The organism is Amycolatopsis sp. NPDC043889, from assembly GCF_056435645.1.
The window spans coordinates 60,253-76,281 of sequence record NZ_JBWKEC010000024.1; the positions used below are offsets into that span (position 1 = coordinate 60,253).

General features: G+C 67.6%; 17 protein-coding genes and 3 pseudogenes. 9 read left to right on the forward strand and 11 right to left on the reverse strand.

Features of this window, described 5'->3' with window-relative positions:
* Window positions 1–157: 157 nt before the first annotated feature.
* From AC0685_RS32250 to AC0685_RS32270, 5 genes are all read right to left on the reverse strand, one after another.
* Window positions 158–2,467, reverse strand: coding sequence for a PQQ-dependent sugar dehydrogenase (locus AC0685_RS32250; RefSeq protein WP_478228946.1), 2,310 nt, complete (start codon window positions 2,465–2,467; stop codon window positions 158–160).
* A 122-nt stretch (window positions 2,468–2,589) separates the two neighbouring features.
* Window positions 2,590–3,012, reverse strand: coding sequence for a YkvA family protein (locus AC0685_RS32255; protein WP_478228947.1), 423 nt, complete (start codon window positions 3,010–3,012; stop codon window positions 2,590–2,592).
* Entirely contained in the window at window positions 3,009–3,572 is a 564-nt protein-coding gene (locus AC0685_RS32260; RefSeq protein WP_478228948.1) for a Chromate resistance protein ChrB, read from the reverse strand. The genes AC0685_RS32255 and AC0685_RS32260 overlap by 4 nt, the downstream gene beginning before the upstream one ends.
* The gene (locus AC0685_RS32265; RefSeq protein WP_478228949.1) at window positions 3,562–4,020 is read right to left on the reverse strand and encodes a hypothetical protein; all 459 of its coding nucleotides are present in this window, start codon (window positions 4,018–4,020) and stop codon (window positions 3,562–3,564) included. The genes AC0685_RS32260 and AC0685_RS32265 overlap by 11 nt, the downstream gene beginning before the upstream one ends.
* A gap of 112 nt (window positions 4,021–4,132) precedes the next feature.
* Window positions 4,133–4,768, reverse strand: coding sequence for a TetR/AcrR family transcriptional regulator (locus tag AC0685_RS32270; RefSeq protein WP_478228950.1), 636 nt, complete (start codon window positions 4,766–4,768; stop codon window positions 4,133–4,135).
* A 99-nt stretch (window positions 4,769–4,867) separates the two neighbouring features.
* On the opposite strand from AC0685_RS32270, the gene AC0685_RS32275 reads away from it, so the two are divergent.
* Entirely contained in the window at window positions 4,868–6,310 is a 1,443-nt protein-coding gene (locus AC0685_RS32275) for an MFS transporter (protein ID WP_478228951.1), read from the forward strand.
* A gap of 18 nt (window positions 6,311–6,328) precedes the next feature.
* Window positions 6,329–7,522, forward strand: a complete 1,194-nt coding sequence (locus AC0685_RS32280; RefSeq protein ID WP_478228952.1) for an FAD-dependent monooxygenase — start codon at window positions 6,329–6,331, stop codon at window positions 7,520–7,522.
* A gap of 66 nt (window positions 7,523–7,588) precedes the next feature.
* On the opposite strand, the pseudogene AC0685_RS32285 reads toward AC0685_RS32280, so the two are convergent.
* The 3 genes and pseudogenes from AC0685_RS32285 to AC0685_RS32295 form a co-directional block, all read right to left on the reverse strand.
* Window positions 7,589–8,813: pseudogene (locus AC0685_RS32285) on the reverse strand (HNH endonuclease signature motif containing protein).
* Window positions 8,814–8,922: 109 nt separating this feature from the next.
* Complete coding sequence (locus AC0685_RS32290) at window positions 8,923–9,291, reverse strand: hypothetical protein (protein ID WP_478228953.1); 369 nt, start codon at window positions 9,289–9,291, stop codon at window positions 8,923–8,925.
* A 290-nt stretch (window positions 9,292–9,581) separates the two neighbouring features.
* Window positions 9,582–10,013: a PPOX class F420-dependent oxidoreductase gene (locus AC0685_RS32295; protein WP_340682820.1), complete on the reverse strand. Its 432-nt coding sequence runs from the start codon at window positions 10,011–10,013 to the stop codon at window positions 9,582–9,584.
* Window positions 10,014–10,189: 176 nt separating this feature from the next.
* Here AC0685_RS32295 and AC0685_RS32300 point away from each other — a divergent pair, with 176 nt between their 5' ends.
* The gene (locus tag AC0685_RS32300; protein ID WP_478228954.1) at window positions 10,190–10,966 is read left to right on the forward strand and encodes an endonuclease I family protein; all 777 of its coding nucleotides are present in this window, start codon (window positions 10,190–10,192) and stop codon (window positions 10,964–10,966) included.
* 21 nt (window positions 10,967–10,987) lie between these two features.
* Here the strand turns inward: AC0685_RS32300 and AC0685_RS32305 are convergent, their stop codons facing one another.
* Both AC0685_RS32305 and AC0685_RS32310 read right to left on the reverse strand, forming a co-directional pair.
* Window positions 10,988–11,485: an N-acetyltransferase family protein gene (locus AC0685_RS32305; protein WP_478228955.1), complete on the reverse strand. Its 498-nt coding sequence runs from the start codon at window positions 11,483–11,485 to the stop codon at window positions 10,988–10,990.
* 36 nt (window positions 11,486–11,521) lie between these two features.
* Window positions 11,522–12,334 carry a dienelactone hydrolase family protein gene (locus tag AC0685_RS32310; protein ID WP_340682817.1) on the reverse strand — a complete coding sequence of 271 codons (813 nt, stop codon included), beginning with the start codon at window positions 12,332–12,334 and terminating at the stop codon, window positions 11,522–11,524.
* A 72-nt stretch (window positions 12,335–12,406) separates the two neighbouring features.
* Between AC0685_RS32310 and AC0685_RS32315 the strand changes: the two genes are divergently transcribed.
* The 6 genes and pseudogenes from AC0685_RS32315 (at window position 12,407) to AC0685_RS32340 (ending at window position 15,755) form a co-directional block, all read left to right on the forward strand.
* Window positions 12,407–13,378, forward strand: coding sequence for a GlxA family transcriptional regulator (locus tag AC0685_RS32315; RefSeq protein ID WP_340682816.1), 972 nt, complete (start codon window positions 12,407–12,409; stop codon window positions 13,376–13,378).
* Between the two features lie 54 nt (window positions 13,379–13,432).
* Entirely contained in the window at window positions 13,433–13,759 is a 327-nt protein-coding gene (locus tag AC0685_RS32320; RefSeq protein ID WP_340682815.1) for a PadR family transcriptional regulator, read from the forward strand.
* Window positions 13,756–14,112 carry a DUF1048 domain-containing protein gene (locus tag AC0685_RS32325; protein ID WP_478228956.1) on the forward strand — a complete coding sequence of 119 codons (357 nt, stop codon included), beginning with the start codon at window positions 13,756–13,758 and terminating at the stop codon, window positions 14,110–14,112. The genes AC0685_RS32320 and AC0685_RS32325 overlap by 4 nt, the downstream gene beginning before the upstream one ends.
* Before the next feature lies 1 nt (window position 14,113).
* On the forward strand, window positions 14,114–14,440 hold the full coding sequence (locus AC0685_RS32330) for a DUF1048 domain-containing protein (protein ID WP_478228957.1): 327 nt from the start codon (window positions 14,114–14,116) through the stop codon (window positions 14,438–14,440).
* A gap of 28 nt (window positions 14,441–14,468) precedes the next feature.
* A pseudogene (locus AC0685_RS32335) lies at window positions 14,469–14,982 on the forward strand (ATP-binding cassette domain-containing protein).
* Window positions 14,983–14,993: 11 nt separating this feature from the next.
* Window positions 14,994–15,755 (forward strand): annotated as a pseudogene (locus AC0685_RS32340) (ABC transporter permease).
* An 8-nt stretch (window positions 15,756–15,763) separates the two neighbouring features.
* Here the strand turns inward: AC0685_RS32340 and AC0685_RS32345 are convergent.
* Window positions 15,764–15,994, reverse strand: coding sequence for a hypothetical protein (locus tag AC0685_RS32345; protein ID WP_340682811.1), 231 nt, complete (start codon window positions 15,992–15,994; stop codon window positions 15,764–15,766).
* Window positions 15,995–16,029: the final 35 nt, after the last annotated feature.

Consider the following 16,029-nt stretch of genomic DNA (forward strand, 5'->3'; position numbering starts at 1 on the left):
CCCTTCGTGCGGATCTGGATCGGCGATCCGACGAGGTGTTCCCGGTGGGGGTTCCGACCCTTTCGAGGATCTTACGGTTGTGGCGAAAGGTGTTCCGCGACAAGGAAAAGCATGCTGTGGCGGGTTCGCGTGACACGCGAACCCGCCGTCTTGGACTTCAGCAGGGTTGCAACAGCCAGCAGAGCCGGTACTTCGCCTGATAGGTCGTGGATGTACCCGGCGCGATGATGTTCTGCGTCCGCGCACCGCCGTGCGCCCAGCCGGTGAAGGCGTACTTCAGGTTGAGCGGCGGCAGATTCTGCGGGCTGTCCGCGCTGATCGAGTTGGTGGAGCCGGCGATCACCGTCCGGGAGAACGGTGTGCGCTGCTGCGTGCCGCCGACGGTGAGCATCGCCTGGTTGGGACTGGAGGTGAAGCTCAGCGACACCGTCTGGGGCTGGAGGTCGACGGTCTTGCTGCCGGTCCGGCCGGTCGAGTCGGTCACGATGAGGGTCAGCCGCAGGTACGACGGGTAGTCGTGGTCCGGTGCGACGAACGAGCCTGCCGCGGCGCCGGGGAAGTCCTGGACGTTGTGCGTATGGCAGGTGCCGTTGGTCGCGCAGTGCCGGATCGCGAGCCGCCACGAGAGCGCCGCCGCCGGGAGCTGTCCGTCCTGGGCGTCGACGGCGCGGCCGGAGAAGGACACGCTCTGGCCGACGGACCAGGTCAGCGTGCTTGCCGGGCTGTCGATGACCGGCACCGGGTCGAGGCCCTCCGGGTTGCCGACGGTCACCCGCACCGTCGTGGTCGCGCTCGCGCCGTGGGAGTCCGTCACCCGCAATCCGGCATCGACGGCGGCGGCTGCGGTGTAGGTCCAGGTGGGGGCGGAGTCCGACGAGTCGTCGTACGCGCCGTCCGCGTCGAGATCCCAGGCGTAGGACAGGGTGTCCCCGGCGTCCGGGTCGGTGGAGGACGTGCCGTCGAACCGCACGGTCAGCGGAGCCGGTCCGCTCGTCGGATTCGCCGTGGACGCCGCGGAAGGCGGCCGGTTGGTGCCGCCCGGATGGCTCACGCGGCGGAGTTCGCCGCTGCCCAGCGCGACGTAGAACAGGTCGCCGCCCGGTCCGGTGAGCACCTGCACCGGGACGTTGACGCCGGTCACGAACGGTACGAGACGGCTTGGGCTCGGCCGGCCGTCGACGGCCTGCATGGCCCAGATGCACCCACGGGACGAGTCGGAGAAGAACAACGCGCCGGAGTAGTCGGCGGGGTAGTTGCTGCCGGATTCGAACGCGATGCCGCTGATCGACGAGCCTCCGGTGGGGCAGGGGTCGCTCGCCACCACCTTGGCGCGGTGGTTGTAGGCGTAGTAGGGCACGGAGTGCCCGCCGAAGGCGTACAGGGACTCGCAGCGGTCGAGGTTCGCGCCGTCGTAGCCTGCCTGCCTGGCGTTGCCTTCGAAACAGGGCCAGCCGAAGTTCTCCGCCACGCCGTCACCGACGTTGGCGACGCGGTTGATCTCCTCCCAGGTGTCCCAGCCGACGTCACCCGCCCAGAGCTCGCCGGTGCCCGGCCGAAAGCCGAACCGGAACTGGTTGCGAGCGCCGTAGGCGATCACGCGCCGGGCGTTGGCGTCGGCGCTGTTCGCGAAGGGGTTGCCGGGGACGCCTTCGCCGGTGTCCGGGTCGATGCGCAGCACCGTTCCGTTGAGCAGGACCGGCTGCCCGGCAGGGCGCCGTGGCGACTGCGAACGCAGCGCGCCGCCCTCGGCGGTCGGCGGCGCGAGGTTCGTCCCGGCAGGCGAGGGCGGATCGGCGCACGGGTTCCCGGCCTGGCCGTAGTCGGTGAAGGTGAAGCTGGCGCCGTCACCGCCGCCCGCGTACAGGGCACCGTCCGGCCCGAAGGCGAGCGCACCGACCGAGTGGCTGGGGAACTGCTGGCACCACCCCGTGACCAGAGGCTTTTCGCTGACGGCCGTGCCGGCCGAACCCATCGTCAGCTGGGAGACCCGGCCGGTCACGACGCATCCCTTGTCCGTGGCGCCGGGCGGGGTCGGGCAGGTGTCACCCCATCGCGGCGCGGTCCCGCCGGGCTCCGCGTCGAGGGTGTACGAGACGTAGACGTACGGCCTGGCGGGAAAAGCGGGGTCGACGGCGAGCCCGAGCAGGCCGCGATCCCAGAAGTCCTGTGTCTGCGGACGGAGGTCGGCGAACACCGTCGCCGTCGTGTCGGCGAGCGAGTCGAAGACCTTGACCAGACCGCTCTTTTCGGCGACGAACACCCGTCCGTCCGGCGCGAACGCGGTGGCGGTCGGCGAGCTGAGCCCGCCGATCGCCACCGCGTCGGTGAACCCGGCGGGTACCGCGGCTTCGGCGGGGGCGACGGTGACGAGACCGACCGCGAGCGCGCCGATCAGCGGGCCGACCACGCCCACCGCCAGCGCGCGCCGTGATCTTCGGGGGAACGGGAAACGACGGGAACTCAGCACACGAACTCCTCCGCGCGGGGACCGGCCGGAACAAGACGGCTCTCCGGTATGCCGCGAGAAGGCCGAAAGTTGTTACGCGTCTGCCGGAAACGCACGCAAGTGCCGGGTGGGTCGTGCCGCGATCAGCCCGTGGCGGCGGGGAAACCGATCAGGCGGGCGAGCGCGTCGAAACCGTCTTCGGTGCCGGGCCAGTGCGCGCGGACGGCGTCGAGCCCGGCGCGGCGGACGACGCCGCGCAGGACGACCGTGACGATGATGGCGTCGTCGGCATAGCCCAGGACGGGGATGAAATCGGGGACGAGATCGAGGGGCAGGGCGAGGTAGACCAGCAGCAGCGTGAGTCTGATCCGGACGCCACGCGGCAGCGTCCCGTCCGCGGCCAGGCGGCGGATCAGCCGCAGCACGTCGGGCAGCAGCCGCAGCGCCTCGCGGAGCAGTCCGCCACGCGGCCGGGCGAGAACGAGCGTCACGACGAGCGCGAGCCAGGTCACGAGCAGCGCGCCGCCGAGGCCGAGCAGCAGATCCCACCAGAACGACCCGATCATCGCGGCCCAGGTGCGGGGGCTTCGGCGCGCAGAGCGGCTTCCTCGAAGGCGGCGAGTTCGACCGCGGCCTGCTCGACGGAGTCGCGGGCCGCCTGACCGCCCGGAGCGGCGAAATAGTCGCGGGCGGTGATCTTGCCGAGCCAGCCGCGGAACCGGTTCAAGTCGGCTTCGGATTCTTCGACTTCCGCGTAGGTGGCGTTGCCGCGGGCCTGTTCGTCCGCGAGTTCCCGCCGCAGCTCGGGAAGCCGATCGAGGACTTCGGCGTACTCGGCGTCGCGGGCCTCGTTCAGTTCGGCGATCACCGCCTGTTCCTCGGCTGGGTCGGTGAACTCCATCGGCAGCACGCGCGCCGTCCCGCCTTGACGGCGGACCCGGTCGACGAGACGCAGTACCTCCCGCGCCACCTCCGCTCGCGCGGGGAGCAGGCACACCGATTGCTGCAGGTAAAGGGCGCCGAGGGAGCGGAGTTTGCGCCAGACCTGGACACGCAGCGAGTCCGGGGCGGCGGCGGTGGACACGCTGATCACCAGCCAGCCGCGATCGCGAGGTTCACCAGTCACATTGTGATGTTACGTCCGTAACATCACGCTGATCCGGTCGAGTGGCATACGGGCGATTCACCCGTTCGGAATAAGATCCGCTTCGTGGTCTCCCTTCGGCGGGTCTCGGAGCAGTGGCGGCGGCTGTTCGGCCCGGTCTGGTATCTCCCGGTCGCCGCGCGGCCAGCGTGTTCTGGAGTCCGGCCAGCTTTGTGACGTCGTCGCCCCCGCCGTGCAGCAGGACGACGACCGGCCGCCCATCGGCCGGCTCACCGGCGCACGAAACGTTCACCGCACGCTCGCCGACCTTGATCTTCTGCGTTCCGGTGAACGCGGCTCGATCCTGTGTGGCGGCGCTGCTGCTCGCGGGCGCCTCCGGTTCCGCTTCCGTGGCTTCGTCGCAGGCCGACAGTGCCACGCCTGCGACGGCGCAGCACAGTGCGATCAGAGCGGATGCCTTACGGGACATGGTGAACTCCTGGTACAGGGGAACGATTCACCCGGCACGCTACGGATCACGCGGCCGGGAATCGTCACCATGCGGAGTGCACCTGCGCGTAGCTCTCAAGGGTGACAGGACGTCAGCCGTAGGCGCGCAGGAACACGTCCACCCCGTCGGCGAGGATCGCGAGGACCTCCGGCTCGCCCACCGCGCCCGTCTGGTCCTCGTCGGTCACGTCGAGGACCAGGCGCATGGTCAGGGCGACGAAGTGCTGCATGGCGCGCCGCGGGTCGGTCAGCCGGAGCTTGCCGTCCACCGCGAACTTCGCGAACCGTTCCTCCATCATCCGTTCGGGTTCGTCCCGTGCCGCTTCAGGCAGTCGTGGCGCCACCGGGGCCTGGGAACTCAGCCGCCGGAACGTCGCGTAGTCCGAAGTCGGGAACATCCCCGTCGTCACCCGCCGCGCGAAACCGAGCAAGGCGTCGCGGACGTCGCGGTCGTCGGAGAGTTCTTCGTCGATCGCCTTGCGCACGGTCGCGACCACGGCTTCGTTGGCGCGGCCGAGCACGCCGCGGAAGAGGGTCTGCTTGTCACCGAAGTGGTCGTAGACGGTGCGTTTGGACACTCCGGCCCGTGCCGAGATCGCGTCGACGCTGGTGAGTTCGTAGCCGTCCGACACGAACAACGCTTCGGCGGCGTCAAGGATCGCCGTTCGTTTGGTCTCGGCCTGCAGCCGACGGCCCGGTGTCCGTGCGGTAGCTCTCGGGGTCGCCATGTTCTCATCGTATTCTCAGCCACAGAAAACTGCACCGTGTAGTGTAGTTTTTGAGGCGGGGGATCCGCCTTTCCCTGAATCCCGCACAAGGAGTCCTTCATGCAGGAGAGCAGGATCGGCGCAGGACCACACACAAGATGGAACGGACGGCTCGTCGGCCTCGTGGCGGTGCTGGTGCTCGTCAACTTCATGGTCGACACGGCCATCACCGCACCGCTGCTCGTCCTTCCGGAGATGCTCGACCACTTCGGCACCGATCAGACGGCCTGGCTCAACGCCAGCGCCATGCTGGCGGGCGTGATGTGGGCGCCGTTGCTCGGCAAGAGCGCCGACGTGCACGGCAAACGCAAGGTGCTCGTGCTGACCTTGCTGCTCAGCTGCGCGGGCGCGCTCGTCTGCGCGGTCGCACCGAGTCTCTGGGTCTTCGTGCCCGGGCGCCTGTTGCAAGGGGCGGCCGTGGCCGCCTTGTTCCTTTCGGTCGCGATCGTCCGTGAGATCTGCGCACCGCGGATCGCCATGATCGTGGTGGGCATCGTGACCTCCGGGTCCGCGGTGCTCAACATCGGTTCCCGTTTCCTCACCGAGAAACTGGCCGCGGAGTTCGGTTTTCAGATCTTGTTCCTCGTGTCGGCCGTCGTCGCGATCGCGATGGCGATCTGCGTCCGCGCCGTCCTTCCCGAATCCGTGCTCAAGACCCCGGGCAGGATCGACGCCGGAGGGGCGCTGCTCCTCGGCGGCGGCCTTGCCGGAGTGCTCGGCTACGTCAGCCTCGGCTCGGAGTTCGGCTGGCTCGGACTCGGCCCGGTGGTCCTGCTCACCGGCGGTGCCGCGGCCTTGTCCAGGTGGTTCCTCGTCTCGAGCCGGAAGCCCGATTCGCTGATCGACGTCCGGCTTATCGGTGCGCCTTTGGCGCTCACGTTGCTGGTGCTCGTCCTCGGCACCGGTTCGTACCAGAGCATGCTCCAGCTCATCCCGCTGGTCAGCGATGTCTCAGCGGACCAAGGGCTCGGGTACGGCCTGGCAGGTCAGGGAACGCTGGCGCTGCTTCTCGCGGCACCCGGTATCGGCGTCATGATCGGCGGCCCGGTGGCCGGGATGCTCGCCACCCGAGTCGGGCCGGCGATGACCCTGGCCGGCGGAATCGCGCTCGGAACCGTGGCCACCCTCGGGATGTTCGTCGGTGTTTCGCAGTTCCCCGTCGCGGTGTTCTTCGCTTTCCTGCTGGGTTTCACGGTCGGCGCGCTGGGGACCTCCGGCTTCAACCTGGCGGGCGGCCTCGCGCCGGCCGAACGGCAGGGCATCGTCTCCAGCCTGGTCATGGTCGTCGTCGCGATCGGATCGGTGGTGCTGGACTTCGTGGGCGCCGCGGTGCTCAAGTCGACCGCCGTGTCCGTCGGCGGCGAGACGGTGAATTCGGGAACGGGTGTCTTCACCTACGTCACCATCGCGTCCGTCGCCTTCGCGATCGCCGCCGTCCTCGTCGTCATGCTGGTGCGAAAGTCGCGCTCCAGCACCAAAACCCCGTCACTGGCGTCTCTCTGACGGAAACGGAGAATGGAAATGAACACCGTGAAAGGCACTGTTCTGGTCTCTGGAGCGAGCATCGCAGGCCCCGCCGTCGCGTTCTGGCTGCGACGTCACGGATTTTCCGTGACGGTGGTGGAAAAGGCGGGCGGACTGCGCGGCGGCGGATATCCGATCGACGTCCGCGGCACCGCCTTGGAGGTGGCCAGCCGCATGGGAATCCTGCCACAGCTTCAAGAAGCGCATATCGAGACTCGTTTGCTGACCTTCGTCGGCGCCGACGGCGGCGAGGTGGCGTCGGTACATCCGGAGACGGTGACCGGCGGGGTCGAAGGGCGCGACGTCGAGGTGCGACGCGGCGATCTGGCGGAAATCCTGTACGGAGCCACGCGCGACGACGTGGAGTACGTCTTCGGCGACTCGATCGAGACGCTCAGCGAGCACGAGGACGGTGTCGATGTCACCTTCCGCAGTGGAGCGCGGCGCGGTTTCGACCTGGTGGTGGGAGCCGACGGACTGCACTCTCGCACCAGGGAACTCGTTTTCGGTCCCGAGCAGCACTATCACCGCTATTTGGGATATTGCTTCGCCGGCTTCACCATGCCCAACGAATTCGGCCTGTCGCGGGAAGGTGTGCTCTGGAACGCGCCCGGCCGAGGGGCGGCGCTGTACGCGGTCAAGGGAAGCGACCAGCTCCACGGTTTCCTGGTCGCCGCCCGTCCCGAACCGCCGTACGAGATCCTCCGCGATCCCCAAGCGTGGCGAGACCTCATCGCGACGACCTTCGCCCGCGACGGCTGGGAAATCCCGGCCATGCTCGGCGCCATGCGCGACGCGGACGATCTGTTCTTCGACACCGTCAGCCAGATCCACCTGCCACGCTGGTCCAGCGGCCGCGTCGGGTTGGTCGGCGATGCCGCCTACGCGCCGTCTTTCCTGACAGGACAAGGCACCAGCCTCGCGCTCGTCGGTGCCTACATGCTGGCGAGGTCGCTCGCCACCACCGGGGCTTTCGACGCCTACGAAAGGGAAACGCGGGAATTCGTCGAACTGAACCAGGCGCAGGTAGGCGTCGGCGACGCGGCACTCTTCCCGGTCACCGCCGAAGCCCTCGCGCGACGGGACAGCAGGCTCCGTGGTCTCAGCACCTTGCCGCCGGACGGCGGGCGACCCGAGCACACCGCCCTTGTCCTGCCTGATTCCACCGTGGCGTATCAGGACGCGGATTGAGGTTCCAGGATGACGGTGATGGGGCGAGAGGCCCGTCGCCGGTGCGACTGGCGGCCTCCTCGGTGGTCAGACGTGGTGGAAGTATTGCGCCGAGGTTTCGGAACGGATCGCGGTATTGGGGTGGGATGAACTCCGGTGGGTCGTCGGCGGCCATGCGGACTTCCCAGTCACCGTGATGAATCAGCCGGTGATGGAAACCGCACAGCAGCACCAGATTCCGGAGATCGGTGGGTCCTCCGTCTGCCCAGTGATGAATGTGGTGTGCGTGGCAGTTCTTCGGCTTCCGATGTCAGAACGCCGGGGAACGCACAGCCCCCATCGCGGATGTTCAACGCACGCCGCTGGCCTGGGGCGACGAAGCGTCTGAGTCGCCCCACATCCAAGGGTTCGCCCGCGGCGCTCATCACGATCGGCAGCATCAGGCAGTCGCAGGCGGCGAGCGGGGCTTCTCTGGCGGTCATCGTGCCGACGAAGTCCAGGCACGCGGTGCCGAGGCCGGATTTCAGTTCGTCGAGTCCGATGGTGACGTGCAGCAACGTGCGGTAGCCGCTGGTGCCGGGTTGGTCGGGGCGGGCGATGGCGAGGTCGAGGATGTCGGCCCAGGCGTTCGCATTTCATTCGCAGATCGGCTTGCCCGAACTCGTCCACCGGCCGCGGCTGGGCATACGCCTCCAACGCGGCCGCGGTGCGGGCACCGGTCTCGTCATCGAGCAGCCCGGTCAGCTTCCAGAACCCGTCCTTGCGGCGCTCCAGGGTGATTTCCCGGCGCGGCTCCTTGGGCTCGGGATCCTTCGGTTCGTTGCCGTCGGGGTCCAGCCAGCCCAGCAGGTTCGCTTCGGCCTCGGCGAGCTGACGGGACCGGCATCCCGGGCGAGGTCGGCCAGGACTTTCTCCGCACTGGCACGGTCCTCAGCAGAGGTGTCGGCGGGGAGTTTCTTCAAGATCTCCAGGATCTGCTCGATCCGCTCATTCCGACCAACCCCTCTGCCGCCATTACGGCGGTCGCGGGAGCCACAGGCGGAACCTCGGTGCCGTCCAACGCGCGGGTGGGGTTCAGCGCGACGGCCCGGTTCACCACCGCACGCGCTTCACCGACCGACAACCCCGCCATATCGGCGAACCAGTTGGCCGTGCGGCCATAGCCGTACAAGTCTTTCGCACCACGAGACTCGATCTCCGCCAGGAATTGCCCCAATCCGGCGGTAGCCATCCGAATCACCCGCAAGGACTGTTGCACGCCATGGGCAAGCTCCAGCTTGCCGGCGCGCCAAAGTTCTTGCGGCAACGCGATGACCGGACCGCCCGGCTTCGATGCCGAGGCCTACGCCAGAAGCGCCGCCTGCTTTCAGGCCGAACTCGCCATCGCGTCATCATCCTCGAACAGACTCAGAGGACACGGGCTAACGGCGCATCGTCGACAACTTCGGTGTCGCCGGGATCGAGTCACGTTCGACGGAAAAAACGGTGAGGAAGTAGTTCGCCGTAGCGCAGTTGACGTTTTCCCCGCCGGTGAGGTTGACGTTCAACGTATCGCCTTCGACGGTCAGTTCCGCGCCGTCCTCGGCGCAACCGGGCACGACGAAGGCGAAGCCGCGCCGGTCGGCCGGCGGCGCGAACGACAAGGCGGCACGGACTTCGTCCAGGTTCGAGATCTTGGCGCGCTCCAGGGTTCGCTGGAGATCCTGTGCGTCGGCCGTTCCCAGCTCCGCGGGTTCCAAGCCCGCCAGCCCGCGGGCTGAGCCGAGTGCCGTGAAGGTCTCGAGCTCCACCTGTCCTTTGCCCGTGCCCACACCGCATCCCGCCACGACCAGTAGAAGGCACACCGCGATCCATCTCATGTGACGTGGACGTAGTGGGCCATTCCCTCGGTTGCGCCGTTCGGGTCTCGAAGCGATATCTTTCCGGCCCGAGGTCGACCATGACCTCAACGTCCTGCTCGACGCGACCAAGGCTACCGTGACGATCGAGAACGACGTCACTCGCGAGAGCACCGTTTCGTTCGCGGAGTTCCGGCGACTGTGTGTCCGAAATGGACAGAACTGCGTCGTGACCGGGTGTCCTACGGCTGATGTCCGCGCCGGAAAGGTTCGACGCCGACGACATGGCGAGCGCGGGTCGGCTCGACGAGGACCTTGACCCGCCGTTCTTCCGGGATCCGCCATTCGAAACGGTCGGTTCCGACGTACTTCTTCGCCAGCCGGTCCATGCACCGATCCGCCTCGTCGCCTTCGACGAACTCGACGACCCGGCCGTGGATCACGACCCGGTCGTAGGGATTCTCGTTGTCCAGGCAGGACAACGACACCCGAGGCTCGCGGCGCAGGTTCTCCTCCTTTACCCGGCCGACGGCGGTGTTGAACACGATGTGGTCGCCTTCGAGGTCGATCCACATGGCGGAAACCTGGGGGGAACCGTCCAGGTTCACCGTGGCCAGGTGCCAGAACCTCGGTGCCGCGACCCAGTCGCGGATCTGCTCGCTCAGCTCAGCCACAGGGCCCTCCAGTGGGTCAGGACGACGATTGTCGCGTGGCCGACCGCGGATGTCACCTGGTGCCGCCCCTTGACACTCGTGACAGTATTTTTCCAACTGTACGACTAGTGCGTTGCCGGGGTTGTGGCGGAGCAGACGACGATCCGGGCCGGCGCCTCTGGGGAGAGGAACTGTCCATGCGGCCAGCCCGCCGAATCTCTGTCGTACTCGCGCTCGGTGTCGCGGCGGGGATCGCCTTCGCGTCGCCGACCCTCGCGGGTCCGTCCGGTGACGACTACTACCAGGACGCACTCGGCAAGACCGGCCCCGAGCTCAAGGCGGCGTTGCACAAGATCATCAGTACCAACACCAAGCTGACGTACGAACAGGTGTGGGACGGGATCAGGGCCGCCGACGAGGATCCGGCCGACAAGGCGAACGTCGTACTGCTCTACAGCGGCCGCTCGCAGGCGAAGACGGCCAACGGCGGGGGAGTCGACGACTGGAACCGGGAACACGTCTGGGCCAAGTCGCACGGTGACTTCGGCACGGCGGTCGGGCCCGGTACCGACTTGCACCACCTGCGCGCGGAAGACGCGTCGGTCAACAGCACGCGCGGGAGCAAGGACTTCGACGCCGGTGGTTCTCCGGTCGAGGAAGCGCCAGGGAGCCTGACCGATGACGACTCGTTCGAGCCGCGCGACGCGGTCAAGGGCGACGTGGCCCGCATGATCCTGTACATGGGCGTCCGGTACGACGGCACCGACGGTTTCCCCGACCTCGAACCCAACGACGCCGTCGACAACGGGTCCAAACCCCACATCGGCCGGATCTCGGTCCTGCTGAGCTGGCACACCCAGGACCCGCCCGACGCCACCGAGCAGCGCCGTAACCAGGTCATCTACGACCAGTTCCAGCACAACCGCAACCCGTTCATCGACCATCCGGAATGGGCGGCCTCCATCTACGGCTAGACGCTGTCCTGTAAGTCTGTTCTAGGCGATTCTTCTGAAGAAGCAAACCCTGTCCTGGCCAGGACCGTCGTAGTCGCTGTGCACGGGGAGACCGCCGACCTCTCGATCCCCTGGTTCGAGGGTGAACCCCATGGCGCGATGAAAGGCGATGGATCCGGTGTTCCCCGGCGAGGTGATCGCACGGACTTCCGTGCGGCCCGCCTCGGCGGCGCGCTGGAAGAATGTCGTGTACAGGCGGCGGGCCGTCCCCTGCCCGCGAAGTTCGGGGTCCACGCCCACGAAATGGATGTACGCCCCGGCGTCGTCGTCGGGGGAGTGGAAGCCGACGAGGAACGCCCTGATTCCGGTTTCGTCCTCCAAGACCAGGCTCGTGCCGGAGAAGAACTGCAGGAACAGCTTGGGGAGCAGCAGGGAAAGTTCGCGGGCCTGGGCGGGGGTGCGCGAGTCGCCCCACCACCGCTGGACCCGGTCGACGATCGCGCTGTGGTCGGAGACGTGGGCTCGGCGCGGCTCGGACATGGCTCTCCTCTCGGCCGATCTCGTCGCCTCACCGTTCTACCGGGTCGTCAGCCGGTCGGCGAGGAAGGCGAGGATCTCGTCCCTCGCGCGCAGTGTGGGATTCCCGGCGGAGTCGACGAGGTGGGCGGTGACGACGCTGTGCGGCGTGCCCACCAGGTCACGGAAAAACGGGGGAGGGTCGGTGTTCGCGGCGCTGTCCGGCAGCACCCGTCCGTCGAAAGCGTCACCGAGGAGTGCCCGGTAGGCGGCGAACCGCTGTCCGGTGCACCAGCGGTCGCCGTCGAAGCGATAGGCGAGCACCTTCAGGCCGTCGCGCGCGATCCGGTCCCGGACCTCGATCGCGTCCTCTTCGGCGAGTTCGAGCGCTCCCGGGTCGTCCAGGGGTAGCGAAGGGTGGTTGACCACGGGGGCGATGACGGCGGGTTCGAGCGCCATGGTGAGGGCGAAGTTGCCGGTGAAGCACAGGCCGATCGCGCCGACCCCGGGACCGCCGCATTCGGCGTGGGCGATCCGCGCGAGCCCCCGCAGCCACCGCGTGACGGGGCTGGTGCCGCCTCCGGCGAACGCGCGGAATTCGGCGCTGACACAAGCGCGGCGGACCACCTCCTCGCCTGCCTCCGCGGTGGGATAGGCGCCGTCGCGCCCGAAGAGCGAGGGAACGTAGACGGTGAAGCCGGCGTCTCGCGCCCACCGCGCGAACCGAAGGACGTCAGGACTGATGCCGGGCATTTCCGGCATCAGTACCACTCCGGGCCCGGATCCCGCGACGTGAACCGTCTTCGTCACGCCGTCCACCTCCACGAGCCGGTGTGAGAAGTCGGTGATGGCATCGTCCAGGTGTCCACGCATGGCGAAAGCTTCGACCGGCGCGGCCTTCGGAGGGATAGGCCAGATCGCCGGATATCGGGGTAATCTCGCCACATGCTGCGAGTGGGAGTCCTCGCCTACCCTGGCTGCTTCGCGTCCGAGGTGTTCGGTGTTCCCGATCTCCTGACGATGGCCACGCACGTCGCGGGTCCGGACCACGCCGGATATGAGGTTTTCGTCGTTTCCCCTCGTCGCAGGGTCTCGGCGTCGGGCGGTGTCGTGGTGACCGTCTCGCCGCTGCGTGAAGTCGACGTCCTCGTCGTCCCGGGATTCGAGCTCACGCCGGGACAGGACATCGACGCGAAGATCGCGAACCTCGCACCGGAGATCGAAGCGATCCGGTCGCACGCCGCCGCGGGCGACGTCGTCGTCTCGCTCTGCGTCGGCGCGTTCCTGCTGGCCGCGGCCGGCCTGCTCGACCATCGCCGCGCCACCACCTCATGGCTCTTCGCGGACGAACTGGCTCAGCGGTGCCCCGAAACCGAAGTCCGGCCCGAGCGTCTCGTCGTGACCGACAGGGGAGTCACGACGACGGCGGCGTTCAGCGCCATGTACGACTTCGCGCTCGAACTGATCCGTGAGCACAGCGGCGCCGAAGTGGCACGGACGACGGCACGGGTGGCACTGGTGGACGACGCGCGGTCGTCGCAGACGCCGTACGTCGACACGCGCCTCCTGCCGCAGCCCGGCAACGCGTTTTCCCGTCGGGTCATGCGATGGCTGGACCAGAACCTGACCGTTCGTTACGACCTCGCCGCCTTGGCCGGACGTTTCAACGTCAGCACCCGGACGTTGCTGCGGCGCTTCGCGGAGGAGGCCGGACAGACGCCGCTCGAATACCTGCATTCCTCACGTGTCCGGCGCGCCCGGCATCTCCTCGAAACGACGGATCGGACGGTCGCCGGAATCTGCGCCGCCGTCGGGTATCGGGATCCGGGGACGTTCGCGGCGCTTTTCGCGAAGCACACGGGAAGGCGGCCCGGTGACTATCGGGCCGCCTTCCGCCGCGACCCCAGTACTCTGTGATACTTTGTAGTGGTAGTCAGTGACACTGACTACTGGGAGTCGAAGAGGGGCGCGATGGACGGTCTGACCGAGATGCTGAAGGGCACGCTCGAGGGTTGCGTGCTGGAGATCGTCGGTGGTGAGGAGACCTACGGGTATGCCATCACGCGCCGGTTGAACGAGCTCGGTTTCGCGGAAGTGGTCGAGGGGACGGTGTACGCGATCCTGTTGCGGCTGGAGAAGAACGGACTGGTCCAGGTGACGAAACGGCCGTCCGAGCAGGGGCCGCCGCGTAAGTTCTACGCGCTCAACGACGCGGGGCGCGAGGAGCTCGCGAGGTTCTGGGCGAAGTGGGAGTACGTCACGTCGCGGATCGACAAGCTCAAGGAGGGCGGGAAATGAAGTTCTGGGACACCATCACGGGCGGCGATCTCACCAGGGAATGGAAGGCCTTCGAGGTCCGGGTCGGGGCCTTGCCCGCCGACCATCGGGCGGCGTGGGAACAGATCGCCGGGCATCTTTCATCCTATTCGGACTTCACCGGCCGGAATCTGATGCCGATCCTCGACGGCGCGTTGGGGTTGCTCGAGGAAACGGCGGCGGACGGGCAGAGTGCGCGCGAGGTGCTGGGTGACGACATCGAGGGCTTCTGCGCGGCGCTGGCAGGCGGGGAGCGTGGCCGTGGCTATCGCGACCGCTGGCGTCAGCAGCTGAACAGGAACGTCGCCAGGAAACTGAAGCAGCTGGGAGGCTGACGTGGGCATCCAGGACATCATCGAGGGCAAGAAGCAGTGGCGTGCGCACGTGGCGCGGGTCAAGGCGCTCCCGCCGGACTATCGGATCGTCTACAAGGAGATGCAGAAGTACCTTTTCAAGGTGGGACCGGTCGACCTGGCCGACGGGCCCCTGCTGCCCGGGATCGTGGACTTCTTCGAGGAAGGAGCCGCGTCCGGAAAGGGAGTGCTGGAGCTCATCGGTGAAGACGTCGCCGCCTTCTGTGACGAGCTGATCAAGGACACACCCACTTACGCGGACGTCTATCAGGAGTCCCTCGACGGGCGATCCGGCATGGCCGGGAAGTAAGGCCTAGTACCGCTCTCGGGGCGGTTCGGTGTGGGCCCTGCATGTCTTACGGGGCGTGGATTTCGAGGTGGCGAGGGGTAGCATCTTCGCCCTTCTCGGCTCCAACGGGGCCGGCAAGACCACCGTCGTGAGAATCCTGTCCACGTTGCTCAAGGCGGACGCGGGGAAGGCGAGTGTCGATGGCTGGGATGTCGCCACGCGACCGGCGAACGTGCGGGAAAGCATCAGGCAAGATCGCGGACGATCTGCTGGCCCGGTTTTCGCTGACCGACGCGGGCACGCGGAAGGTGTCGACGTATTCGGGCGGGATGCGCCGTCGGCTGGACATCGCCATGAGCCTCATCGGGAATCCGCCGGTGATCTTCCTGGACGAGGCCGAACAGCTCGCCGACCGGATCGCGATCCTCCACAAAGGACGGATTATCGTGAACGGCACGCTCGCCGAACTGAAGCGGCTGCTCCCGCCCGCCGAGGTCGAATACCTCGAGAAACAGCCGTCTCTCGAGGACGTCTTCCTGGCCATCGTCGGCGCGGGCAAGTAGGGGAGAAGACGATGAGCGAACATTTCTTCGGTGACACGACCGTCCTGTTGGGACGCTCGATGAAACATGTCACGCGCAGCATGGACACCATCATCACGACCGCGATGATGCCGGTCGCCATGATGCTGATGTTCGTCTACGTCTTCGGCGGCGCGATCGAAACGGGGACGGATTCGTATGTGAACTAAATGCTGCCCGGCATCCTGCTGATCACGGTCGCGTCGGGTGTCGCCTACACCGCGCTCCGGCTCTTCACCGATATGAAGAGCGGGATCTTCGAGCGATTCCCATCGCTGCCCATCGCGCGCTCGGGCGTGTTGTGGGCGCACGTACTGACCTCGCTGGCCGCCAATCTGCTCTCGCTGGTCATCGTCGTGGGCGTCGCCCTGCTCATGGGCTTCCGTTCGGGGGCGGGTGTGCTGACCTGGTTCGCGGTCGCCGGCATCCTGCTGCTGTTCACCCTGGCGCTGACGTGGCTGGCCGTCATCCCCGGCCTGTCCGCGAAATCCGTCGACGGGGCGAGCGCGTTCTCCTACCCGCTCATCTTCCTGCCCTTCCTCAGCTCGGCGTTCGTGCCCACCGCCACCATGCCGGGCCCCGTGCGCGCCTTCGCGGAGCATCAGCCGGTGACGTCGATCGTCAACGCCATCCGTGCCCTGTTCGGCCGGCAACCGGTCGGCGACGGCATCTGGATCGCCCTGGCCTGGTGTGCCGGTCTTCTCGTCGTCGCGTACTTCTTCGCCACGATCACCTACCGGCGCAAGATCTCCTGACCTGCCGGTCAGTCGTCCGGGCCGCGCAAGGTGAGGACCACGCGGAGCACGTGTTCGACCGCGGCCGGGAACGCGGCTCCGCGTAGTTCGCCGCGGCTGACGAGGGTGCGTCCGGCGAAGTCCAGCATCCGGTCCTCACCAAGGCGCCGGACGGTCAGCGTCGCCACTTCCTCGAGGTCGAGTTCGGGATGGTCCATGCGGGTCAGCGCGAATTCGATGAGCAGCTGTTCGTCCGTCACTTCCCACCTCCGCCTCGCCTCGAGGATACGGCGGC